Source organism: Kitasatospora sp. NPDC023176 (assembly GCF_055560495.1).
The window spans coordinates 42,249-65,490 of sequence record NZ_JBVHIP010000014.1 but is presented as its reverse complement, the minus strand read 5'-3'; the positions used below and the strand labels follow the sequence as shown (position 1 = coordinate 65,490).

General features: G+C 74.1%; 16 protein-coding genes. 7 read left to right on the top strand and 9 right to left on the bottom strand.

Going from position 1 to position 23,242, the window contains the following annotated elements; all coding sequences use genetic code 11:
• The first annotated feature begins 130 nt into the window (after nucleotides 1-130).
• The 3 genes from ACZ3YL_RS20415 (at nucleotide 131) to ACZ3YL_RS20405 (ending at nucleotide 5,109) form a co-directional block, all read left to right on the top strand.
• Nucleotides 131-1,924, top strand: a complete 1,794-nt coding sequence (locus tag ACZ3YL_RS20415; protein ID WP_465659013.1) for an MFS transporter — start codon at nucleotides 131-133, stop codon at nucleotides 1,922-1,924.
• On the top strand, nucleotides 1,921-2,412 hold the full coding sequence (locus ACZ3YL_RS20410) for a MarR family winged helix-turn-helix transcriptional regulator (RefSeq protein WP_188302943.1): 492 nt from the start codon (nucleotides 1,921-1,923) through the stop codon (nucleotides 2,410-2,412). The genes ACZ3YL_RS20415 and ACZ3YL_RS20410 overlap by 4 nt, the downstream gene beginning before the upstream one ends.
• A 681-nt stretch (nucleotides 2,413-3,093) precedes the next feature.
• Nucleotides 3,094-5,109 (top strand): putative Ig domain-containing protein, encoded by a 2,016-nt coding sequence (locus tag ACZ3YL_RS20405; RefSeq protein ID WP_465658863.1) that lies wholly within the window; start codon nucleotides 3,094-3,096, stop codon nucleotides 5,107-5,109.
• Nucleotides 5,110-5,301: 192 nt separating this feature from the next.
• Here ACZ3YL_RS20405 and ACZ3YL_RS20400 read toward each other — a convergent pair whose 3' ends face one another.
• The 6 genes from ACZ3YL_RS20400 to ACZ3YL_RS20375 form a co-directional block, all read right to left on the bottom strand.
• Nucleotides 5,302-6,621, bottom strand: coding sequence for a cryptochrome/photolyase family protein (locus ACZ3YL_RS20400; RefSeq protein ID WP_188307191.1), 1,320 nt, complete (start codon nucleotides 6,619-6,621; stop codon nucleotides 5,302-5,304).
• A 74-nt stretch (nucleotides 6,622-6,695) separates the two neighbouring features.
• On the bottom strand, nucleotides 6,696-8,198 hold the full coding sequence (locus ACZ3YL_RS20395) for an SDR family oxidoreductase (protein WP_465658861.1): 1,503 nt from the start codon (nucleotides 8,196-8,198) through the stop codon (nucleotides 6,696-6,698).
• A 56-nt stretch (nucleotides 8,199-8,254) separates the two neighbouring features.
• Nucleotides 8,255-9,196, bottom strand: a complete 942-nt coding sequence (locus ACZ3YL_RS20390) for a MerR family transcriptional regulator (RefSeq protein WP_465658859.1) — start codon at nucleotides 9,194-9,196, stop codon at nucleotides 8,255-8,257.
• Nucleotides 9,197-9,464: 268 nt separating this feature from the next.
• The gene (locus ACZ3YL_RS20385; protein WP_465658858.1) at nucleotides 9,465-11,279 is read right to left on the bottom strand and encodes an alkaline phosphatase family protein; all 1,815 of its coding nucleotides are present in this window, start codon (nucleotides 11,277-11,279) and stop codon (nucleotides 9,465-9,467) included.
• A 288-nt stretch (nucleotides 11,280-11,567) separates the two neighbouring features.
• Entirely contained in the window at nucleotides 11,568-13,244 is a 1,677-nt protein-coding gene (locus ACZ3YL_RS20380; protein ID WP_465658857.1) for a serine hydrolase, read from the bottom strand.
• Nucleotides 13,245-13,449: 205 nt separating this feature from the next.
• On the bottom strand, nucleotides 13,450-14,112 hold the full coding sequence (locus ACZ3YL_RS20375; protein ID WP_465658856.1) for a hypothetical protein: 663 nt from the start codon (nucleotides 14,110-14,112) through the stop codon (nucleotides 13,450-13,452).
• A gap of 192 nt (nucleotides 14,113-14,304) precedes the next feature.
• On the opposite strand from ACZ3YL_RS20375, the gene ACZ3YL_RS20370 reads away from it, so the two are divergent.
• A complete protein-coding gene (locus tag ACZ3YL_RS20370) occupies nucleotides 14,305-16,128 on the top strand; it encodes an acyl-CoA dehydrogenase family protein (RefSeq protein ID WP_465658854.1) in 1,824 nt (607 codons plus the stop codon).
• A 69-nt stretch (nucleotides 16,129-16,197) separates the two neighbouring features.
• On the opposite strand, the gene ACZ3YL_RS20365 is transcribed toward ACZ3YL_RS20370, so the two are convergent.
• A complete protein-coding gene (locus tag ACZ3YL_RS20365) occupies nucleotides 16,198-16,557 on the bottom strand; it encodes a nuclear transport factor 2 family protein (protein WP_188307866.1) in 360 nt (119 codons plus the stop codon).
• 54 nt (nucleotides 16,558-16,611) lie between these two features.
• Nucleotides 16,612-17,232: a TMEM175 family protein gene (locus tag ACZ3YL_RS20360; protein ID WP_317621326.1), complete on the bottom strand. Its 621-nt coding sequence runs from the start codon at nucleotides 17,230-17,232 to the stop codon at nucleotides 16,612-16,614.
• Nucleotides 17,233-17,573: 341 nt separating this feature from the next.
• Between ACZ3YL_RS20360 and ACZ3YL_RS20355 the strand changes: the two genes are divergently transcribed.
• The 3 genes from ACZ3YL_RS20355 to ACZ3YL_RS20345 are packed head-to-tail and all read left to right on the top strand — an operon-like array spanning nucleotide 17,574 to nucleotide 20,850.
• Nucleotides 17,574-19,772 (top strand): glycoside hydrolase domain-containing protein, encoded by a 2,199-nt coding sequence (locus ACZ3YL_RS20355; RefSeq protein WP_465658852.1) that lies wholly within the window; start codon nucleotides 17,574-17,576, stop codon nucleotides 19,770-19,772.
• Nucleotides 19,769-20,128, top strand: coding sequence for a hypothetical protein (locus tag ACZ3YL_RS20350; protein WP_317621327.1), 360 nt, complete (start codon nucleotides 19,769-19,771; stop codon nucleotides 20,126-20,128). The genes ACZ3YL_RS20355 and ACZ3YL_RS20350 overlap by 4 nt, the downstream gene beginning before the upstream one ends.
• Before the next feature lie 11 nt (nucleotides 20,129-20,139).
• Complete coding sequence (locus tag ACZ3YL_RS20345; RefSeq protein ID WP_223243029.1) at nucleotides 20,140-20,850, top strand: hypothetical protein; 711 nt, start codon at nucleotides 20,140-20,142, stop codon at nucleotides 20,848-20,850.
• 64 nt (nucleotides 20,851-20,914) lie between these two features.
• Here ACZ3YL_RS20345 and metE read toward each other — a convergent pair whose 3' ends face one another.
• On the bottom strand, nucleotides 20,915-23,230 hold the full coding sequence (metE, locus tag ACZ3YL_RS20340; RefSeq protein WP_465658850.1) for a 5-methyltetrahydropteroyltriglutamate--homocysteine S-methyltransferase: 2,316 nt from the start codon (nucleotides 23,228-23,230) through the stop codon (nucleotides 20,915-20,917).
• Nucleotides 23,231-23,242: the final 12 nt, after the last annotated feature.

Here is a 23,242-nt window from a genome sequence, read left to right as displayed (position 1 = left end):
GCGGTAGCTATCGAAATCCACACTCGATCCGGCGGCCGACCCCGGCCGGGCCGGCCGGCGGGAGGCAGCGGTGGCGACACGACTCTCCGGCAGCGGCAGGACCGGGCGGCAGCGCCCGGCCCGTACCGGGGTGGACCCGGACCATCCCCGGTACAAGTGGGTGGCCCTGTCCAACACCACGCTCGGCACCCTGATCGCCACCATCAACGCCTCGATCGTGCTGATCTCGCTGCCCGCGATCTTCAACGGCATCGGCCTGGACCCGCTGGAGCCCGGCAACGTCAGCTACCTGCTGTGGATGCTGATGGGCTACATGCTGGTCACCGCCGTCCTGGTGGTCACCCTCGGCAGGCTGGGCGACATCCACGGCCGGGTCCGGATCTACAACGCCGGGTTCCTGATCTTCACCCTCACCTCGGTGGCCCTCTCCCTCGATCCGCTGCACGGCGGGCCGGGCGCGCTGTGGCTGATCGGCTGGCGGGTGGTGCAGGCGGTCGGCGGCTCGATGCTGATGGCCAACTCGGCGGCGATCATCACCGACGCCTTCCCGGCCCGCCAGCGCGGCACGGCGCTCGGGGTCAACATCGTCGCGGGCATCGCCGGGTCCTTCATCGGCCTGGTGCTGGGCGGACTGCTGGCCGAGTGGAACTGGCGGTCGATCTTCTGGGTCAATGTGCCGATCGGCGTGCTCGGCACGGTCTGGGCCTACCGCTCGCTGCGCGAGACCGGGGTGCGCCGGCCCGCCCGGATCGACTGGTGGGGCAACATCACCTTCGGCGTCGGCCTGACCGCCCTGCTCGCCGGGATCACCTACGGCATCCAGCCCTACGGCGGCCACACCATGGGCTGGACCAACCCCTGGGTGCTGGCCGGACTGTTCGGCGGGGTGGCGCTGCTCGCCGTGTTCTGCCTGGTCGAGGCCAGGACGGCCGAGCCGATGTTCCCGCTCTCGCTGTTCCGCGACCCGGTCTTCACCGGGGGGAACGCGGCCACCCTGCTGGGCTCGATCGCGCGCGGCGGGCTGCAGTTCATGCTGATCATCTGGCTCCAGGGCATCTGGCTGCCGCTGCACGGCTACGACTACGCCGACACCCCGCTGTGGGCGGGCATCTACCTCGTCCCGCTGACCGTCGGCTTCCTGGCCGCCGGGCCGGTCTCGGGCTACCTGTCGGACCGCGCCGGGGCCCGGCTGTTCGCCGCCGGCGGGTTGGTGGTGATGGCGTTCTCCTTCGCCGGGCTGCTCCTGCTGCCCACCGACTTCGGCTACCCCTGGTTCGCCCTGCTGGTGTTCCTCAACGGCCTGGGCGGCGGCCTGTTCGCGGCCCCCAACACCTCGCTGATCATGTCGAGCGTGCCGGCCGCGGCCCGCGGCGCCGCCTCCGGCATGCGGGCCACCTTCCAGAACGCCGGCATGGTGCTGTCGATCGGGGTGTTCTTCTCCCTGATGGTGGCCGGGCTGTCCGGCTCGCTGCCGCACACCCTCACCGCCGGGCTGACCGCCCAGGGCGTGCCCGCCGCCGACGCCCGCACCATCGCCTCGCTGCCGCCGGTGGGCACGCTGTTCGCCGCGTTCCTCGGCTACAACCCCGTCCAGCAGCTGCTGGGCCCGCACGTGCTGAGCCGGCTCCCGCCGGACAACGCCCGGACGCTCACCGGCCGGGAGTTCTTCCCCCAGCTGATCTCGGGGCCCTTCCACGACGGGCTGGTGGTGGTGTTCTGGCTGGCCATCGCGATGTCGCTGGTCGCAGCGGCGGCCTCGCTGATCCGCGAACAGCGGCGGCCCGCCGCCTCCGCACTGGCACCCACGCCCGCACCCACGCCCTCGCCCTCGCCCTCGCCCGCGCCCACACCCACACCCGACCCGCAGGTCCCCGCCGCCGGCCAGGACCAGGGCGCCCCGCCGGCCAAGGAGCACGGGCCGTGAGCGCGGACGGCGACGGGCTGTCCGCCGAGGCGGTGGTCCGGCTCCGGCTGGCGATCGGCCGGCTCAACCGCCAACTGGTCCGCGCCTCCGGCGACCAGGACCTCACCGCCGCCCAACTCTCCGCCCTGGCCCGGGTGGACCAGCACGGCCCGCTGCGGCTCGGCGAACTCGCCGCGCGCGAAGGCGTGGCCGCCCCGTCCATGGTCCGGACGGTGGCCCCGCTCGTCGCCGACGGCCTGATCGCCAAGACCCCCGACCCGCAGGACGGCCGCTCCCAACTCCTCGCCCCCACCCCGCACGGACGGGACACCCTCGCCCGGATCCGCCGGGAGCGCACCGCCCTGCTGGCCCGCCGCGGCGCCCGCCTCACCCCGGAGCAGTGCCGCGCCCTGGAGGCAGCCCTGCCCGTCCTGGAACTGCTGCTCGACGAGGCCGACCCGCCCCGGCCCGACACGCCCGGCACGCCCGGCACGCCCGGCCGCAGCTGACGAACGGCGTGAATCCCGCGCGTCGGCCTGCCTGTTGACGCACCAGAGGGGGCTGGCTCGCGGTCGGCCAGGCGCTGCGGAGCGACGGCTGCTGCGCGCCGTGACGGCCGCCGGACCGCGCGCCGCTCCGGGCGGCCTGCCGTACACCGCTCCGGCCGTCCGCTGACGGGTCGCCGGGGACGGGCGGCCGTCGGCGGGCACCGGACCGCGCCCGACCGGTTCCTGGGTTCGCCCACGACCGCACGCCCCTCCCCCGGGCCCCTCGCCGTGGCCGCCGACCGGGGCGGGGCCCGCGTCGGCCTCGGCCGTTCCGTGTGCGAGGTGAACCGCCGCTCAGCGGGGGCGGCGGCGCAAGGGCGCCAGTGGCGGGATCCCGCCCGGTCAAGCCTCGGTCATGGCCCGGACCTCGGCCTTGTTCGCCGGCGCCCGGCGTGGCTACCTTCCTATCGCTGACGCCGTGAAGGCTCAGCACCATCCTCTTGGCATGCCCAGATCATCAGCCGTCCGGCAGGGCTCCCCGTCCCCCAACGGGCCGACGCGCCATGCCCCACCGGACGCCAGGGCAGCCGTCTGCACGTGCGCGTCCCCCCTCACCCCGGGCCTGCACCCCGACGAGCCGCCGCACGACGGCGGTGCCCGCACGCACGCCCAGGGCCCGACCCCCCACTTGGGAGGGCTCCGTTGCACACCTTCGTCCGTTCCCCCCTGCGGCACGGCCGGCTCCGTGCCGCCACCGCGACCTTCGCGGTCGGCGCCGTGGTGGCCGCCGGCCTCGCGCTCGCGGCCCCGGCCGGCGCCACGGCGACCGCGTCCGGCACGTCCGGCGCCGGCGTCAAGCACGTGTGCGCCAAGCCGACCGAGCGTCACCAGCTGGCCTGCGACGCCCTGGTGCGCACCGACGTCGCCCAGCCGCACGCCTTCTCGCTCACCGCGGTCTCGCCGGACGCCACGCCGTCCGGCTTCGGCCCGGGCGACCTCCAGAGCGCCTACGGCCTGTCGGCCAACGGCGGCGCCGGGCAGACGGTGGCCATCGTCGACGCCCAGGACGACCCCAACGCCGAATCCGACCTGGCGACCTACCGCACGCAGTACGGGCTGCCCGCGTGCACCACCGCCAACGGCTGCTTCAAGAAGATCGACCAGAACGGCGGCACCAGCTACCCGACCTCCGACACCGGCTGGGCGGGCGAGATCTCCCTCGACCTCGACATGGTCTCCGCGGTCGCGCCGAACGCCCACATCCTGCTGGTCGAGGCCACCTCGGCGACCATGTCGGACCTCGGCGCCTCCGTCAACCAGGCCGTCGCCCAGGGCGCCAAGTTCGTCTCCAACAGCTACGGCGGCGCCGAGGACTCGACCGACACCTCCGCCGACAGCCAGTACTTCAACCACCCCGGCGTGGCCATCACCGCCTCCTCCGGCGACTCCGGCTACGGCGCCCAGTACCCGGCCGGCTCCCCGGGCGTCATCTCGGTCGGCGGCACCTCACTGACCCGGGACTCCAGCTCCCGCGGCTGGAGCGAGTCCGTCTGGGGCACCAGCTCCGGCGGCCAGGGCGCCGGCTCCGGCTGCTCCGCCTACGAGCCCAAGCCGAGCTGGCAGACCGACAGCGGCTGCGCCAACCGCACCATCTCCGACGTGTCGGCCGTCGCCGACCCGGCCACCGGCGTCGCGGTCTACCAGACCTACGGCGGCAGCGGCTGGGCCGTGTACGGCGGCACCAGCGCCTCCTCGCCGATCATCGCCGCCGTCTACGCCGACGCGGGCACCCCGGGCGCGGGCGACAACCCCGCCAAGTACCCGTACGCGCACACCAACGCGCTCAACGACGTGACCAGCGGCGCCAACGGCACCTGCTCGCCGGCCTACCTGTGCACGGCCGGCGCCGGCTACGACGGCCCGACCGGCCTGGGCACCCCCAACGGCCTGGCCGCCTTCACGGCCGGCGGCAGCACCGGCGGCAACACCGTCACGGTCACCGGCCCCGGCAGCCAGAGCGGGACGGTCGGCACCGCCGCCAGCCTGCAGATCCACGCCAGTGACTCGGCCTCCGGCCAGACCCTGAGCTACTCGGCCACCGGCCTGCCGGCCGGACTGTCGATCAACTCCTCGTCCGGCCTGATCTCCGGCACCCCGACCACCGCGGGCAGCGACAACGTCACGGTCACCGCCAAGGACGGCACCGGCGCCAGCGGCTCCGCCTCCTTCACCTGGACCATCTCCGGCTCCGGCGGCGGCACCTGCACCGGCGGCGGCCAGCTGCTCGGCAACGCCGGCTTCGAGACCGGCACCGCCTCGCCCTGGACCGCCAGCTCCGGCGTCATCGACAACTCCGCCGGTGAGGCCGCCCACTCCGGCAGCTGGAAGGCCTGGCTCGACGGCTACGGCACCACCCACACCGACACCCTGAGCCAGAGCGTCACCGTCCCGGCCGGCTGCAAGGCGAGCTTCTCCTTCTGGCTGCACGTCGACACCGCCGAGACCGGCAGCACGGCCTACGACAAGCTCACCGTCCAGGCCAACTCCACCACCCTGCACACCTACTCCAACGTCGACGCGGGCACCGGCTACGTGCAGCGGACCTTCGACCTGTCGAGCTTCGCGGGCCAGACGGTGACCCTGAAGTTCACCGGCACCGAGGACTCCTCCCTGCAGACCAGCTTCGTCATCGACGACGCCGCCCTCAACGCCTCCTGACCGACGCTTCTCCGACCCGTGTGGGCCGCAGCCCCGCTGCGGCCCACCGGCCTGTTCAGCCGCGCCCCTGGGCCCAGGCCCGGCGGGTGGTCGCGGGGAGGACGCTGCCGAACACGCTGCCGGTGAAGGGACGCTGCTGATCATCGGCGCCCTCGCCGGCGGCGCCGGGCGCTTCAGCGAACTGCGGCTGAGTCAGTCCAGGTTCCGGGCCGCCCGCAGCCGGGCCGACAGGGTGTCCGGGGCGATGAGCGGGTCCGGGTAGTCGGGGGCGAGCAGCCAGGGGCGGTGCACGGCCGGGCCGGGCAGGTGGGCCAACTCCGGTACCCAGCGCCGTACGTAGTCCCCGTCGGGGTCGTAGCGGTCGGCCTGGCGCAGCGGGTTGAGGACCCGGTTGGGCCGGGTGTCGGTGCCGGTGCCGGCCACCCACTGCCAGTTGAGCTGGTTGTTCGCCACGTCGCCGTCGACCAGCAGCGACAGGAAGTGGGCGGCGCCGATCCGCCAGTCCAGGTGGAGGGACTTGGCGAGGAAGCTCGCCGTCAGCAGTCGGGCCCGGTTGTGCATCCAGCCCTCGTGGGCGAGTTGGCGCATTCCGGCGTCGATGATCGGGTAGCCGGTGCGGCCCTGCCGCCAGGCCTCCGCCTCCCGCTCGTCCCGGTGCCAGTGGTCGTCCCGGGTGCGGTAGTCGCGGTGCGCGGCGTCGGGGCGGGCGGCGAGCACCTGGTGGTGGAAGTCGCGCCAGGCGAGCTGGCGGACGAAGGCCTCCGCCCCGGGGCCGCCGTGCTGCAGGGCGCTGGCGGTCAGCTCGGTGGGCGACAGACAGCCGAAGTGCAGGTACGGGGAGAGCCTGGAGGTGTCGTCGGCCGCGAGGTCGTCGTGGACGTCGGCGTACGCGTCGACGTCCCAGCGTCGCCACCGTTCCCGGGCCGCGGTCTCGCCGCCGCACGGCAGGCCCGGCGAGGACGGGCCCTGGGCCACCAGGTTCTCGCTGCCGATCCCGTCCGGGGTGCGGATCACCCGGGGCGTGCCCAGCACCGTGCGGCGCGGCACCTGCTGCCAGGCGCGGTGGTACGGGGTGAAGACGGCGTAGTGGTCGCGGCCGGCCGGGGTGATCCGCCCGGCGGGGACGACGGTCACGGAGGCGTCGTGGACGTGCAGCCGGTCGCCGAACAGGGCGAGCAGCCGGGCCTCGCGCCGCCGGGCGAAGCCGCTGACCCCGGCGGCGAGGTGCACCGTCCCGGCGCCGGTCTCGGCGGCGACCCGGGCCGTCTGCTCGTCGGTCGTGCCCCGGCGCACGATCAGCCGGGAGCCGGTGCGGCGCAGCGAGGCATCCAGGTCGGTGAGGCAGTCGGCCAGGAAGGCCAGCCGGTTGGGGGCGGCGAAGCCGGCCGTCTCGACGGCCGGGTCGAGGACGAACAGCGGCACCACCTGGTCGGCGGCGGCGCGGGCGGCGTGCAGCACGGGGTTGTCGTGCAGGCGGAGGTCCTGGGTGAACAGGGCGATCGAGACGGTCATCGGCGGGGCCTCGGGTGCGGGTGCGGTCGGTTTCTCGGGGTGCGGCGGGGTGCGGCGGGGTTACGGCGGGGTACTCAGGGGTGCGGCCCGGCCCGGCGGGCGCGGTCGGTGATGTTGCGCGCCATGGCGTCGAACACCAGGGAGTGGAACGGCGCCACCGACCACCAGTAGACGTGGCCGGCCAGTCCGTGCGGGTGGAACAGCGCGCGCTGGCGGTAGAGCGCCCCGCCGGCGCCGTCCGGGCCGACCCGCAGCTCCAGCCAGGCCAGTCCCGGCAGCCGCATCTCGGCCCGCAGCCGCAGCAGCCGCCCGGGCTCGATCTCCTCGACCCGCCAGAAGTCCAGGGCGTCGCCGACCCGCAGCCGGTCCGGGTCGCGCCGGCCGCGGCGCAGTCCGACCCCGCCGGCCAGCCGGTCCAGGGTGCCGCGCAGCGCCCAGGCGAACGGGAGGGAGTACCAGCCGTTCTCGCCGCCGACGCCCTCGACCACCTGCCACAGGGCGGCCGGGTCGGCGGCGACCCGCCGTTCCCGCAGGTCCTGGTAGAGGCTGCCGCCGGCCCAGTCGGGGTCGGTGGGCAGCGGGTCGCTGGGGGCGCCGGGGAGCGAGGCGGAGGACCAGCGGGTGGTGACCTTGGCCTCGCGGATCCGGCGCAGGGCGAGTTCCAGGGCGCGGTCGAAGCCGGTGAGTCCCTGCGGCGGGTCGGGGATCCAGTGGGCGATGTCGTGCTCGTGGCAGACCACCTCGTGCCGCAGCGACTCCACCAGCGGGCGGGCCAGCGGTCCGGGCACCGGGGTGACCAGGCCGACCCAGTGGCTGGACAGCGCCGGGGTCAGCACCGGCACCGGCACGATCAGCCGGGGCGGCAGGCCCGCGGCGCGGGCGTAGCGCTGCATCATCAGCCGGTAGGTGAGCACCTCCGGGCCGCCGATGTCGAAGACCCGGTCGACCTCCGGCGGCAGCTCGGCGGCGGCGACCAGGTAGCGCAGCACGTCCCGGACGGCGATGGGCTGGATCCGGGTGTTGACCCAGCGCGGGGTGACCATCGCGGGCAGGCGTTCGGTGAGGTAGCGGAGCATCTCGAAGGAGGCGGAGCCGGAGCCGATGATGACGGCGGCCCGCAGTTCGGCGGTGGGCACCCCCGCGGCGCGCAGCTCCCGGCCGACCTCGGCGCGCGAGCGCAGGTGCGGGGACAACCCCGTCTCGGGCACCCCGGCGGGCAGCAGTCCGCTGAGGTAGACGATCCGGCCCACCCCGGCCCGGGCGGCCGCGCGGGCGAAGGCGCGGGCGGCGCGCCGGTCGGTGGCTTCGAAGTCCGTCCCGGTGCCGAGCGAGTGGATCAGGTAGTAGGCGACGTCGACGCCGTCGAAGGCGCCGTCCAGGGTCTCGGGCCGGGTGACGTCGCCGGTCGCGGCCTCGACCCGGTCGCGCCACGGCTGGTCGCGCAGCCGCCCGGGGTCGCGGGCCAGGCAGCGCACCCGGTGGCCGGCCGCGAGGAGGTCGGGGACGAGTCGTCCGCCGATGTAGCCGGTGGCGCCGGTGACCAGGCAGTGCAGTCCGCGCTGGGCTCGCTCGTTCACCGTTCGCTCCTTCCGTTCCTTCCGTTCGCTTCGCACCTGCGCCTACCCGGTTCCGGTCAGCGGAGCAGTTCCTCCAGCAGGTCGAGGGCGGAGGCCAGGTCGCGCGGGCGCAGGGTGCCGGGCGGGCGGCGGGGGCCGGTCCAGCCGGGCCCGGCGACCAGTACGACGGGCTGGGTACGGGCGCCCTGCGGGCCCCAGGCGGTCCGGACCACCCGCTCGACCAGGGCCCGGTCGGCGGTGCGGGCGGCCTGGGACCAGAGCAGGACGGCGGGCGGGCCGGTCCGGCGCACCGCCGCGAGCAGCGCCTCGGGCGGCAGGGCGGGGCCGAACATCCGGAACGGCAGGCCGCGCTCGGCCAAGGCCGCGGCGAGCGCCTCCAGCGCGAGGACGTGCAGCTCGGAGGGCATCCCGGCGAGCAGCGCGGCCGGTCCCGGCGGCGGCTCGGCCCGGTCGGCGGCCCGGCGCAGGACGGCGGAGACGTGCCAGGACAGCAGGTGCTCCACCTCGACGTAGCGCTCGCCCTCGGTGGACCACTTGCGCCCGACCGCCCGAAGCGCGGGGGTCATCACCTCCGTCCAGGCGGTGACCGGGCCGAGTTCGTCGACGCTGCGGCCCAGGATGAGGGCCATCTCGGGGGCGTCCAGGCGTACGGCGGCGCGGGCCAGGCCCCGGCACTCGGGGCGCACGGTGCCGACGGGCAGGGTGTTGCCGCCGGAGGCCGTCCCGGTCCTGGGCTTCGGCGGCGTGGGGCGGACACCTGTCAGCGCGACCCGGGCTGCCTCGGCGGGGTTGACGCCCCGGGCGGTGAGCCGGCACATCTCCTCCAGCACGGCCACGTCGTCCGGTTCCCACCGCCGGTGCCGCCCGGGGGCGCGGTGGGCGGGGCCGATGCCGTAGCGGCGTTCCCAGGAGCGGATGGTGGTGGGCGAGACGCCGAGCCGTCGGGCGAGGGCCCCGGTGGTCAGTCCGGCCGGGGCGGGGGCGGGCGGGGCGGTCACGGCCGCGAGCCTACGACGGGGCGCCGGGGGCCGCTCGGCCGACGCGCGGTCGGGGGCGGCGGGGCCGGTGAGCAGCCGGGGGCGGCGGGGCCGGTGAGCGGCCGGTCGGTGATTGCCTGCACGCTCCGACCGTCGCGCAACCGCGGCCCGCTCGGGAAGTCGCAGCGTTTTCGCAGCGTTCTGTGGTCACCCCGCCCGGTTCGGACCCCGGCGCCGCCCACTGACGAAGGGGCCCGCCCACCGGGCGGGCCCCTTCAGCGGTCGGGCGTCAGCCGACGGTGACGGTGAACGGGCCGGCCAGCACCGAGTAGCCGTCGTTGGCCAGGTAGTACGCGTCGTACCGGCCCGGTCCGCCGAGCTTGCCGGTGGCGAAGGTGAGGGCGCCGCTCTGGTTCGGCGCGTAGGACCAGGTGAGCGCGGAGCGGCTGCCCGGGGTGACGCCCGCCGGGTAGAGGCCGACCCAGTTCTTGGCGCCGGCCTGGGCCGCGGTCGGCAGGGCGTAGCGCAGGGTGAGGTTGCCGCCGTCGGCCACTGCGCCGAGGTCGCCGGTCAGCGTCGGGCCGGTCGCGGTGGACGGCGCGAAGGCGGCGTTCAGCGGCGTGGCGTAGGTGTCGTTGGCGGTGAGGCCGGGCAGCCCGAGGGCGGACTCGATGGTGCGGCCGATGCCGTAGTGGTCGTAGTGCAGCGGGCTGCTGGTGCCGGCCGGGACGGTGCCCTGGGAGCCGACGGCGATGGTGGCGAGGTGGTTGTAGGCCTCGCCCGAGCTCTCGTCCCAGGTCAGCAGCAGCAGGGAGCGGTCCTGGGTCCAGGCGGGCGAGGACAGCACCGGGGCGAGGGTCTGCTTCAGCCAGCCGTCCTGCACCTGGAGGCTGGTGGCGTTGCCGTTGCCGGAGGCCTCGCCGTCGTAGTAGTCGTCGGCGGCGATCCAGGAGAAGTCCGGGGTGGTGGCGGCCGACTTGAGGTCGGTGGTCAGCTGCGTGGTGTCGAACAGGTGGGCCGCGCAGCGGGCCGGGTTGCCGCTGATGTCGGTGTAGTTGATGAACGGCGCGTCGTCGGGCTGGTACTTGGCGTCGTACTGGGTGGTGGTGTTGCAGGGCGTGCCCATGCCCTGCTCGTAGGCCTTCCAGGTCTTGCCGGCGTCCTCGATGCTGTCGCCGAGGTTGCGCTGCGGGGAGTTGATGTTGGGCCAGTACGTGGCGCCCTTGGTGTAGGTGTCGCCGCCGGCGACGGCCAGGTAGTTCTCGTCGCTGGGGTGGTAGACGCCGTGGGCGTCGGTGAGGGTGGCGCCCTGGGCCATCAGGCTGTGGATGAACGGGGTGTCCGCCGGGTCGTTCATGATCTGGGCGTAGTCGGTGTTCTCCATCATGACGGTGAACACGTGGTCGTAGCCCGGGACCCGGGAGACGGGAGGGGCCGCCGGCGCGGGCGCGGCGACCGGGGTGTCGAGGGTGAGCGAGAGGTTGTCCAGGTAGCCGGTCTCGCTCGTGGTGGACAGGAACTGCACCTCGACCTGGATGGAGCGCGTCCCGGCCGGGACGGCCCCGGTGGCGCTGCGGGAGAGGAACTTGGTGCTCAGGCCGCGGTCGGTCGCGGAGACGGTGGGCAGCTTGGCGGTCGCGCCGAGCGGGCTGCCGTTCGTGTCCTGGAAGTGCAGGCTCACCGCGGCGTAGCCGCCGTAGGTGGTCCAACCGCCCAGCCAGCCCGCGAGGTTGTAGTGCACGCCGCCGCCGTCGATCGCGGTGGCCGCCGAGGAGACGTCGACGGTCTGGCTCATCGAGCCGTCCCCGAAGTTGCCGGGCGCGAAGAAGGCCTTGCCGGGGGCCCGCCCGTCGTTCGGCAGGCCGAAGGAACCGGCCGTGGAGCACATCGCGTTGACTCCGCCGGCCTGGACCGTCCAGCCGGGGACGGTGGTGGCGGCGCTCCAGTCGTTGGTGCAGTAGCCGCCGGCCTCCGCGTCGCCGTTGACGATCAGGTTGCCGCTGCCGCCCGCCGCCTGGGCGGTGCCGGGGGCGCCGACGACCAGGGCGCCGACGAGCGGGAGGGTGGCGAGCAGTCCGCCGAAGGGGCTCCAGCGCAGTCGCATGGGGGGTACCTCGTCCCGTTGGTTGCGTGAGGGTGGTTGCCGTGGCGGTGCACCACGAGCGGGACATAGGTACCGGTTCCGCGCCGCCCGGGGAAGGTCGCGCGGGCGAACACAGGCCGAACTTGGTCAGACAACTTCGCGCGAAGGGGGCTCCACCGCCCACCGGAGGCCCGCCGCGCCGGACAACGCCGCAGCTCCGGCGCGGTGGAGCGACCGCCGCGCCGCGCGGGACCGTCAGGAGCCGGCGGCCACGTTCGGGTACGGCGCGAACTCGGCGTTGGGGGGGGGTCAGCTACGGGTGAAGGTCCCCAGGCCGTCGATGTCGAGCTGCTCGACCACCACCTTGCCGGCCCGCCCGTCCGCACCCACCGTGAACGTCACCCCGGAGCGGCCGACCGCGTTCTCACCCTTGCTCAGGAAGCTGAACTCGTCACCGTCGAAGTGCTGGAGCGGGTACTGGAGCTCGGCCGGCCCCACCGTCATCACCAGCCCGCCGCCCTGCTCGGTCACGGTCAGCGGCCCGAAGTAGCCGCTGGCGTACGTCCCGGTGTACGCGGAGTTCGGCTTGGCCGGGGCCGCGCCGGCCGGCGGCTTGCTGTAGTCGGTCTTCGAGACCGGGCCGGCCACCGCGGCGGGCACCACCTTGCCGAGGAAGCCCAGCCAGTCGACCGTCTCCCGGCCGTGCTGGGCGACGTCGAAGAACTCCTCCGCCACCGCCTCCGGCAGCCCGGTCGGCTGGCCGTTGGTGAGCACCACGATCCCCAGCTGCTCGGAGGGCAGCAGGGTCACCGTGGTCGCCGCGCCCAGCTCGAAGCCGCCGGAGTGGTTCAGCCGCAGCCGGCCTTCGGCGTCCGTGTTCACGTTCCAGCCCAGGCCGTAGAAGCTCGCGGTGGCCGCGGCCGCCCTCGGCGGGCTGCTGACGTAGTGCGGCGTCCGGGTCTCGTTCAGGGCCGTCGGATCGATCACCGAGCGGCCCTCGAACTTCCCGTCGGCGAGCTGCAGTCGCATCCACCGGGCGAGGTCCTGCACGGTGGAACTCACGCCGCCGGCCGGCGACTGGGAGTCCGCGTCCTCGGTCGTGCTGACCTGCCAGCCGCCGTCCGTCCTGACGTGCGCCGCCGCCCTGTCGGCCGCCTTGTCGTAGTCGGAGCGCCGCGAGCTGGTGGAGTCCATCCCCAGCGGCTTGTAGAGGACGTCCGCCGCCAGGTCCTCCCAGGCCACCCCCTTGGCCTTGGCCACGGCCACCGCCGCCTCGGTCAGGCCGTAGTTGGTGTACGCGTAGCTCGCCCGGAACGGGCTGAGCGGCTGGTCCCGCAGGTGCTGGATGATGTAGTCGCGCTGGTAGCCGAGGTCCTCCAGCAGGTCACCGGCGTGGTCCGGCAGCCCGCTGCGGTGCGAGAACAGGTCGGCGATCGTGACATGGCTGCTCACGTACGGGTCCGCCAGGGCGAAGCCCGGATCGTGGGCGGTCACCGGGTCGTCCCAGTTCGCGACCTTCTGGCCGACCGCCCCGGCCACCACCGTCGAGGAGATCGGCTTGGAGACCGAGGCCAGCTGGAACACGGTGCCCGGATCCACCTGGTCCGGCTTGCCCAACTCCCGGACGCCGAAGCCCTTCGCGTGGATCACCTTGTCCTGGTACACGATCGCGATCGCCGCCCCCGGGACGCCGGTCCTGGCCAACCCGTCCTGCACATAGCCGTCGATCCGGCCCACCGCGGCGTTCACCTGCTGCTCCGTCAGCTGCGGCGGCGGCTGGACGGGCGGCGCGGTCGCCGGGGCCGAGGAGGGGCCCGGGGTCGGCGCGGCCTCGGGGTCGGTGGCGGCCGCCGAGGTGCACCCGGCGAGCAGCGGGCCGCTCAGCAGCAGGCCCGCCACCACCGGCGCCCCGACCCGCGGCCCCGGCCGGGCTCCCACCCCACCGGGGCCGCGGGCAGTCTGCCGGGCTGCGCCGTGACGATCCATCAGGGTCCTCCCTCGTCCGGGCGGCGCGGCCCCGGACCGGCGGTGCCGCCGTCCGCCTCACGGCGGGAGTGTGAACGGCCCCCGGCACCCCCGGCCGCCGCCGCGCGCCATCCCCCGCGCAATCCACCCGTCCGGCGGCGGGGGCGGTGGCGCGCCGAAGCACCAGCCCTCGACGTCGCCGGCCGCCGGGTGACGGCTGCCCGCGTCAGGCAGCTGGTGACGGTCGGCCGTCGTGGATCTGCCGGAGGTCGTCGAGCAGGCCGGCGAGCCAGACGGTCACGTCCACGGCGTAGGGAGACACCTGTGCGGCCTCGGGCACCTCCGGTCCGCCGAGTCCGCTGATTCCGCTGATTCCGCTGATTCCGCCGAGTTCGTCGAGTCCGCTGAGTCCGCCGACCGGACCGCCGTGCGCCCGGTCGAGGGCCGGACGGGCGGCGCCCGCCGGCTCGTGGGCGCGCAGGGCCGCCGCCTCGCGGCGGAAGGCCGCCGCGACGTCGTCGGTCTGGCGCAGCAGTGCTCCATGGGGGGTCGCCGTGCCGGGTGGGATGCGGGCGAGCAGGGGTTCGGCACCGCGGACGGTGTGCTGGCCCACGAGGACGGCGGCCTGCCAGTTCGGGCCGTTCTCGGCCGGGTCGTGGCGTTCGCAGCGGTACTGGGCGTACAGCGCCTCGGTGAGCAGGGCGGAGTGGAGGGCCCGGCCCAGCGCCCGGGTGGCCGGGCCGGTGCCGGTCACCAGGGCGACCGTCTCCCGCACCGCCTCGGCACTGTCGTCCAGCAGCGCGGCGGTGCGCCGGCGCAGGTCCTGGCCGGCGCCACGCGGCCAGGCGCAGAGGCCCGCCAGGATGCCGATCGCCGCGCCCGCGGCCACGTTGACCAGCCGGGCCTCGGCGCGCCGGCGGGGAGTACGACGACCGCTACGTCGTCTGGCCGTAGCCGGCTCCGGGCGCCCCGGGACACCACCGGGGCGCCCCTCGACCGCGCGTGTCCGCATCCCCGTACGAGCCCGGTGATCCTGATCACAAGGCCGTAACTTCTGCCCCGTCCAGTCCTTGATCATCACATGACACCGCCATCCGCCGAACTCTCCCGGCTCCTCTTCGGCCCCGACCGCCAGCACGTCCACGGCCCCTGGCGCGAGCTCACCGAGAACCCCGCCTTACATTGCCGCCATGAGGACCCGGAGGCCGACCAGATCGCCGCGTCCTACCGGCGGTTGAGGTTGCTGAACGCGCACACCGACCCGGGCGCGCTCGCCGCCGACCCGCGGCGGCTGGCCGCCCTGCACGAGTGGACCGCGGTGGTCGACGGCGGGCTCACCGTCCTCGCCGGCATCCACTACAACCTCTTCCTCGGCACCCTGCTCGACCACGACCCCTCGCCCAAGCGCCCCCTGGACGACTACCTCCGGATGGACCGCACCGGCACCTTCCTGTGCACCGAACTCGGGCACGGCAACGACGCCGCCGCCCTGGAGACCGTGGCGGACTACGACCGCATCGACCGCAGCTTCACCCTGCACACTCCCGGCCGGACCGCCCGCAAGTTCATGCCGAACACCGGCCCGGCCGGCGGCCCGAAGTCCGCGGTGGTCGCCGCGCGGCTGCGGGTCGCCGGGCGGGACCACGGGATCTTCCTCCTGCTCGTCCCGCTCAGCGACGACGCCGGCCGCCCACTGCCCGGGATCACCGTCCAGCCGCTGCCGCAGCGCCCCGGCAGCCCGGTCGACCACTGCCTCACCTCCTTCGACCGGGTCCGCGTACCGTACGAGGCGCTGCTCACCGGGGCCCACGGCCGGCTCGCCGACGACGGCACGTTCACCAGCACGCTCGGCAGCAAGCGGAAACGATTCCTCGCCGCGATCGGCCGGGTGACGGTCGGAAAGCTGTGCATGAGCGCCGCGGCGATCGGCGCGGCCCGGGCGGTGCTCGCCACCGCCGTCCGCTACGCGCAGCACCGCGAGGTCACCGGCGCCCGCCCCGACCGGCGCATCCCGGTCTGGGCCCACCGCAGCCACCACGGACCGCTGTTGGAAGGACTGGCCACCGTGTACGCGATGACCGCGCTGCACCGCGCCGCCGTGGAGCGCTGGGCCGGACACGACCCCGCCGACCCCGAGGACTCCGCGGACGCCGAGCGGCAGACCGCCCTCGCCAAGGGCTGGGTCACCTGGCGGGCCCGGGACCTGATCATCGAAGCCCGCGAACGGTGCGGGGCCCAGGGGCTGCTGCCGGTCAACGGCATCACCTCCTACGCGGCGGACATCGAGGGCACCATCACCGCCGAGGGGGACAACCTCGCGCTCTGGGCCAAGGCGGCGGCCGAACTCCTGCTGCGGTCCGAGCCCCCGGCGCCGCCGGCCTCGCCGACCGGCGGCCTCGACGACCCGGCGGTCCGCCAGGCACTGCTGCGGGCGGCCGCGCGACTGCGGCTGGCCCGCGCCCGGACCCGGCTGCGCGAGGCCCCCGCCGGAGACGGCGTGCGGAGGTGGAACGCGGCCGCCCCCGATGCCCTGGCCGCCGTCACCGCCCGCGCCGAACACGACGCGGGTGCCGCCCTGCTGGCCTGGGCCGAGGCCGCCCGGGACGACACCGCCCGCGCCCTCCTGCACGACCTGCACCGGCTGTTCACCCTGAGCCGCATCGACGCGTACGGCACACTGCTGCTCGCCGCCGGGGACATCGCTCCCGACCTGGCAGCGGACCTGCCCGACCTGCAGGAACGATCCGTCGCACGGCTGGCGGAGCACCCTCTCACCCTGGTGGACGCCTTCGACCTGCCCGAGGCCTTCTACGCCCGCCGGCCCATCGCCGGGCCGAACTACCAGGAGGCCTTCGACCCGACCGTCCCGGAGCCCTGGGCGGCCTCGGAGATCCGAAACGCCTGAAGGCCCGGGAGAGCCGAGCGCCCGCGAGGACCGCCCCGGGCCTCCCGCCGTGTCGTCGACCGACCGCCCCTACACCTCGGGCCCGTACGCGCCGAAGCCCCGGCAGACCAGGCCGTCGCGGAAGGTGAGCACCTCCGCGACGGCCCGGCCGCGCTCGTTGCGGTAGTTGATGACGAGGGTGTCGACGGAGGCCAGCACGGACTCGACGGTGAAGCGCAGGTCGGGCAGGTGCCGCAGGCCCTTCGACCAGTAGACCCGCAGGGCCTCCTTGCCGCGCACCTCACCGGCCGGGTCGCCGATCAGCTCGACGATCCGGGGCGAGGCGAAGACGACGTCCTCGGTGTAGTGGGCGAGGATGCGCTCCAGGTCGTGGGAGTTCCAGGCGGCGGCCCAGTCCTGGGCGAAGCGGGTGGCGAAGTCGTGGTCCATGGCCCAGGACGCTACGACAACCGGCCCTCCCCCGCCCGCCGTTCCACGATCCGGTCAGCTCGCCGGGTCCAGCAGCGGCACCCGTACCTGGTTGAAGCCGTAGTAGAGCGCCAGCAGCCCGTGCACGGCGAGCGCGGCCGGGGCGGACAGGAACGCCAGGGCGACGGTCAGCGGGTAGACCACCAGGCCGACCTCGAACCGCCACCGGGCGGCCCGCGCCGCCGGCACGTCCACCCGCTCGTCGAAGCAGCGGCCGGTGCGGGTGGCGTAGTTCCAGAACACGCTGAACAGCACGGCCTGGCCGACCATCACCCCGCCGTACACGGCGGCGGCGACGTTGGCCGCCGAGCCGTTGCGCAGGTTCTGGGCGACCACGGCGGTCGGGAAGGGCAGCACCGAGATCAGCATCAGCAGAAGCAGGTTGAGGAACATCAGGGTGCGGTCGACCCGGGCGAGGTGGGCGAACAGGGTGTGGTGGTTCACCCACACCACGCCGATCACCAGGAAGCTCACCACGTACGCGAAGTAGGACGGCCACTGGGCGCCGAGCGCCCGCCACAGCTCCGTCGCGCCGTGCGCCTGCGGAATCCTGATCTCCAGCACCAGCAGGGTGATCGCGATGGCGAACACCCCGTCGCTGAACGCCTCGATCCGGCCCGTGTCCGTCGTCTCCACCGGCAGAGCATCCCAGCCGGGCGGCGCCACCCCGCCGCGCAACGCCGCAGCCGCCCGCCGATCCGGACCACCCGCCGATCCGGACCACCCGGCGGGCGGCGGGCGGCACTGTCATCACGAGTCCAGGACCAATAGAAGGTCAAGCAAAGAAAAAGCCCTGGTAAAGTGACCTGGCCGCGGCGGGAGACCGCGGCCGTCATCAGGGGGCACCACCGCCATCCCGTTCCACCGCACCTGTCACGGTGGCGGGTGCCGCACTTCTCACGCCCGGCCACCCGGCGACGACCGCCCGTGCCGCCGCCGAGAGGTGACGGCGCCCCACCGGAAAGCAGGAACGGTCCATGGCTGACGAGATGGTTCGTCTGGCGCAGAAGTTCATCAACACGACCTACAACAGCGGCGCCACGCTCGGCATATCGAAGCTGGAGGAGGACGGTCGGACCGGCTGGCCGACGATGTACGCGCTGACCCGCGCGCTCCAGTACGAGATGGGCATCACCTCCCTCTCGAACTCCTTCGGCCCGACCACCCTCTCGACGCTCCAGGCCAAGTACCCGAAGCTGGACGAGTCGACCGTCCCGTCCGCGAACCTCTGCCGGATCCTCCAGTCCGCCCTCTACTGCAAGGGCTACGACGGCGGCGAGATCAACGGCCAGTACAACGACCGGGTGAAGGCGGCCGTCGCCAGGCTCAAGACCCACATGGGCCTGGACTCGGTGTTCCCGGGCAGTTCCCTCGAACCGAAGGTGGTCAAGGGTCTGCTCACCATGGACGCGTACGTCACCGTCAACGGCGGGACGGACGGCGTCCGGGCCATCCAGCGGTGGCTGAACGGCCGCTACGTCAACCGCAAGGACTTCTTCGTCATCCCCTGCGACGGGCACCACTCGCGGGACGTCGCGAGGTCCATGCTGCTCGCGATCCAGTACGAGCTGGGCATGGCCGACGGCACCGCGAACGGCGCCTTCGGGCCCGGCACCCAGGCGGGGCTGAAGACCCACACGGTCTCGCTCGGCGCCACCGGCACCTGGTCGACGCTGTTCACGGCGGCGATGATCCTCAACAAGCGGGACGTCCCCCTCGGCGACTTCACCGCCTCGGTGAAGAGCGGCGTCGAGGCGTTCCAGTCCTTCGTGAAGCTGCCGGTCACCGGCGCGGGCGACTTCCAGACCTGGGCCTCGCTGCTGGTCTCCTACGGCGATCAGAGCCGCCGGGGCTCCGCCTGCGACGGCGTCACCAAGATCACTCCGGCCCGCGCCCAGGCACTCAAGGACGCCGGCTACCAGTACATCGGCCGCTACCTCTCCAATGCCTCGACCACCAGCCTGCCGGAGAAGCAGATCCAGCCGGGCGAGCTGGCCACCATCAAGCAGTACGGCCTGCGCTGCTTCCCGATCTACCAGACCTGGAGCCGGTCGGCGAGCTACTTCAGCTACCCCCAGGGCAACAGCGACGCCTTCCGGGCGGTCGAGTGGGCGCGCTTCCACGGCTTCAAGCCCGGCACCACCATCTACTTCGCGGTCGACTACGACGCCATGGACGGCGAGGTGACCGAGTTCGTCATCCCGCACTTCCGGGGCATCCACCACACGATCAGCGAGAACTCCCCCTACCGGGTGGGCATCTACGGGCCGCGCAACGTCTGCCAGCGGGTCGCCGACGCCGGCTTCGCGGAGACCAGCTTCGTCTCCGACATGTCCAGCGGCTTCTCCGGCAACCTCGGCTACCCGATGCCGAGCAACTGGGCGTTCGACCAGATCGCCACCATCACCGTCGGCTCGGGCGCGGGCGCCATCGAGATCGACAACGACATCGCCTCCGGACGGGACACCGGCCAGGGCGACTTCGACCCCGGCTCCCCCACCGTCGCCGGGCTCGACGTGGACCTGGACAAGGCCGCCTACCGCGACCCGATGCTCCGCGACGTGCAGAACTACCTCACCTCGATCGGCGTCCCGGAGACCGGCGGCTCCGGCTGGACCGACGACGACTGGGTCACCATCGGCGGGATCTCCACCACCAAGGCCTTCGACCTGGTACTCAGTGCGGACTGGCTGTTCACCGCGCTGGCCCGGGAGTTGAAGCTGCGCAAGGCCCTGATCCAGGCCCCCGTCCTGTGGGAGCTGCGCAAGCTCAACCCGCTCGACCCGGCCGCCGACGCCGCCGTCCGCAACGGCATCCTGGAGGACTGCAGCACCGGCTGGGGCCAGATCTTCGCCCGGGTCGCCATCGCCGCCCGCAACTACTGCCTCAAGGAGGGCCTGATCAACGGCTCCCCGCTGGCCGAACCCAACCTGCGGGAGGTCTGGGACAAGCTCCAGGACCCGGCCTACAACATCCGGTCGGTCGCCTACCTGACGGTCTACAACTCCCACCAGCTCAAGATCGCCCGCCCGGGGCTGACCACCAGCCCGGCCGACACCCAGGCCCTGCTGGCCCGGTACAACGGCCTCGGCGAGGACGCCCAGCAGTACGGCCGCGAGCTGATCGGCCTGTACAACGTGCTGGAGGGCTACAACCTGCTGTCCCGCACCAAGTGAGCACCCGCGCGGACCCGGAAGCCTCGCGGACCCGGAGCTACTCGCCCACGGCCGCCGCCCTGAACCTCCTGCTGGGGGTGCCCGGCGTCGTCCCGGTCTGGCTGCTCTACCACTTCGCCACCAACTGGCCGCTCGCCGCGCTCGGTTGGACCAGCCGTGAGCCGACGGAGAACGACGGCATCGTGCCCTGGCTGATGCTGCCCGGCCCCCTGGTGCTCGGCGCCACGATCCTCTGGTGCCTCGCCAACCGGGCCGTACGGCGCCGCACCGCCCCGCACGGCCGCCGCGCGGTGTACTGGCCGACCAGCGTCCTGCTGACCCTGGTGCCCACGTTCGTGCTGATCATCGTCCTGTAGGAGAAGAAGAGATGGAAGACGTGCAGACCGGAATCACCCGGCGGACCGCGGTCAGGAGCGCCACCGTCATCGGCACCGCCGTGGCCGTGACCGCGCTGCTCCCGGGCGTCGCCTCGGCGGCTCCGAGCGCCTCCCCGAAGGCGACCGGACTCCCGGAGCGCAAGCTCCCGACCAGCGCCAACGGCTGGACGATCGAGAAGGAGACGAACCACGTCTCCACCGTCTGGACCCGCCAGGTGGCCGGTACCGGGCTGTCGGTGGACGTCCGCATCGGCGACGTGGAGGAGATCCTCGTCCACCTGATCCGGCGCTTCCACTACGAGGTCGAGGAACTCCCGAGCGGTGACCTGCTCGGCTGGCAGGAGATCGGCAGCCTGCGCGCGGCACTGCCGGAGTCGAACCTCGCCTCCGGCACGGCCGTGCGGATCCGCCCCGGCGCCTCGGCGAAGGGCGGGCTCTTCCCGTACCAGGAAGTGGTGCTGCGGGACGTCCTCGCCGAGTGCCAGGGCGTCGTGCGCTGGGGCGGCGACGACGACGAGGTGGACGAGTCGCTGTTCTACCTCGCGCTCGGCCCGGAGGACCGCCGGGTGAACCGGCTCGCCGACCGGCTCCGCGGCTGGGGTGCCCGCCCCGGTGAGGGCGCGGGCACCCCGGTGGACGTGCTGTCCCCGGACCGCCGCGCCGAGGCGGACGGCCTGGCCCGCGCCCAGCGCGCGTCCTGACCGTCGCCGGGGCGGGTGCGGCACCCGGGCCGCGCCCGCCCTTTCCGACTCCGTACCGGCCCGGTCAGCCCGCGAGCTCCTCCCGCAGGCGGCGGGCGGCGCCGACCAGGCTGTCCAGCGAGGCGCGGGTCTCGGGCCAGCCGCGGGTCTTCAGGCCGCAGTCGGGGTTGACCCAGAGCCGCTCGGCCGGGATCGCCGCGAGGCCGGCCCGCAGCAGCTCGACGGCCTCCTCGGTGCTCGGCACCCGCGGCGAGTGGATGTCCCACACCCCGGGGCCGACCTCGCGCGGGTACCCGGCCCGGGCCAGTTCGCCGGCGACCTCCATGTGGGAGCGGGTCGCCTCCAAGGAGATGACGTCCGCGTCGAGTTCGTCGATCGCGGTCATGATCGCGCCGAACTCGGCGTAGCACATGTGGGTGTGGATCTGGGTGTCGGCCCGGACCCCGGAGGTCGCCAGCCGGAAGGCCTCGGTGGCCCAGTCCAGGTAGGCCGGGCGGGCGGCGGCCCGCAGCGGCAGGGTCTCGCGCAGGGCCGGCTCGTCGACCTGGACGACGGCGGCGCCGGCCGCCTCCAGGTCGGCGACCTCGTCGCGCAGGGCCAGCGCCACCTGCCGGGCGGTCTCGGCCAGGGGCTGGTCGTCGCGGACGAAGGACCAGGCGAGCATGGTGACCGGCCCGGTCAGCATGCCCTTGACCGGGCGGTCCGTCAGGTCCTGGGCGTAGCGGAACCAGTCAACGGTCATCGGGCGCGGGCGGGAGAGGTCCCCGGCGAGGACCGGCGGGCGCACGTAGCGGGTGCCGTAGGACTGCACCCAGCCGTGCCGGGTGGCGAGGTAGCCGGTGAGCTGCTCGGCGAAGTACTGGACCATGTCGTTGCGTTCGGGCTCGCCGTGCACCAGGACGTCCAGGCCGGTCTTCTCCTGGTACGCGATGACCTCGCGGACCTCGGCCTCCATCCGCTCCCGGTAGGCGGACGCGTCGATCCGCCCGGCGGTCAAGTCGGCCCGGGCGACGCGCAGTTCGGTGGTCTGTGGGAAGGAGCCGATGGTGGTGGTCGGCAGCGGGGGCAGCCCGAGCCGGGCCCGCTGGGCCCCGACGCGCTCGGGGTAGGCCTGGGCGCGCCGGGTGTCGTCCGGGGTGACGGCCTCGGACCGGGCCCGGACGGCCGGGTCGCGGGTGATCGGCGAATTGGCACGGGAGGCCAGGTCGGCGCGGTTGGCGGCGAGTTCGGCGGTGATCGCGCCGGTGCCCGCGCGCAGGCCGCGGGCCAGCAGGGCGGCTTCCCGGGCCTTCTGCTGGGCGAAGGCGAGCCAGCGCAGGATCTGCGGGTCGACGTCGCGTTCGGCGGCGGCGTCGATGGGCACGTGCAGCAGGGAGCAGGACGGCGCGACGTCGACCCGGTCGGCGAGCCCGAGCAGGGTGGCCAGGGTGGCCAGCGACGCGCCCAGGTCGTTGATCCAGACGTTGCGGCCGTCGATCACCCCGGCGACCAGGCGCTTACCGGGCAGTCCGCCGACGGCGGCGAGGTCGTCCAGGTTGGCGGCGGCGGGGCCGGTGAAGTCCAGCGCCAGGCCGTCGACCGGGGCCTTGGCCAGCACGGGCAGGGCATCGCCGAGCCGGTCGAAGTAGCTCGCCACCAGCAGCTTGGGCCGCTCGGTCAGCGCGCCCAGCTCGCGGTAGGCGCGGGCGGCGGCGCCCAACTCGGCCGGGGTGCGGTCCTGGACCAGCGCGGGCTCGTCCAGTTGCACCCACTCGGCGCCGGCGGCCTTCAACTCCGCGATCAGCCGCGCGTAGACGGGCAGCAGCCGGTCCAGCAGGGTGATCGGCTGGAAGTCCTCCGCCACGCCCGGCGCGGGCTTGGCGAGCAGCAGGTACGTCACCGGTCCGACCAGCACCGGGCGGGCGGCGTGGCCGAGCGCGAGCGCCTCGCGCAGCTCGCCGACGGCCTTGGCCGGGTCGGCGGCGAAGACCGTGTCCGGCCCCAACTCCGGCACCAGGTAGTGGTAGTTGGTGTCGAACCACTTGGTCATCTCCAGTGGCGCGACGTCCTGGGTGCCGCGCGCCATGGCGAAGTAGCCGTCCAGCGCGTCGGCGTCGACGGCGGCCCGGTGCCGGGCGGGGATCGCGCCGACGGCGACGCTGGTGTCCAACACGTGGTCGTAGAACGAGAAGTCGCCGGTCGGCACCTCCTGGACGCCCGCCTCGGCCAGCTGCCGCCAGTTCTCCCGGCGCAGTTCGGCGGCGGTGGCGAGCAGCGCCTCGGCGGTGACGGTGCCCTTCCAGTAGCCCTCGATCGCCTTCTTCAGTTCCCGGCCCCGGCCCTGGCGGGGGTAGCCGTACGCGGTGGCGAGGGTCGCCGCGGCTGCGGACTTCGTGGTCAAGGGACTCTCCTT

Bases quoted from the DNA above. Each gene is read 5' to 3' on its own strand.
- ACZ3YL_RS20400 (WP_188307191.1), bottom strand. From the start codon at position 6,621: ATGACCGTCTCGATCGCCCTGTTCACCCAGGACCTCCGCCTGCACGAC.
- ACZ3YL_RS20385 (WP_465658858.1), bottom strand. From the start codon at position 11,279: ATGCGACTGCGCTGGAGCCCCTTCGGCGGACTGCTCGCCACCCTCCCG.
- ACZ3YL_RS20380 (WP_465658857.1), bottom strand. From the start codon at position 13,244: ATGGATCGTCACGGCGCAGCCCGGCAGACTGCCCGCGGCCCCGGTGGG.
- ACZ3YL_RS20370 (WP_465658854.1), top strand. From the start codon at position 14,305: ATGACACCGCCATCCGCCGAACTCTCCCGGCTCCTCTTCGGCCCCGAC.
- ACZ3YL_RS20365 (WP_188307866.1), bottom strand. From the start codon at position 16,557: ATGGACCACGACTTCGCCACCCGCTTCGCCCAGGACTGGGCCGCCGCC.
- ACZ3YL_RS20355 (WP_465658852.1), top strand. From the start codon at position 17,574: ATGGCTGACGAGATGGTTCGTCTGGCGCAGAAGTTCATCAACACGACC.
- ACZ3YL_RS20345 (WP_223243029.1), top strand. From the start codon at position 20,140: ATGGAAGACGTGCAGACCGGAATCACCCGGCGGACCGCGGTCAGGAGC.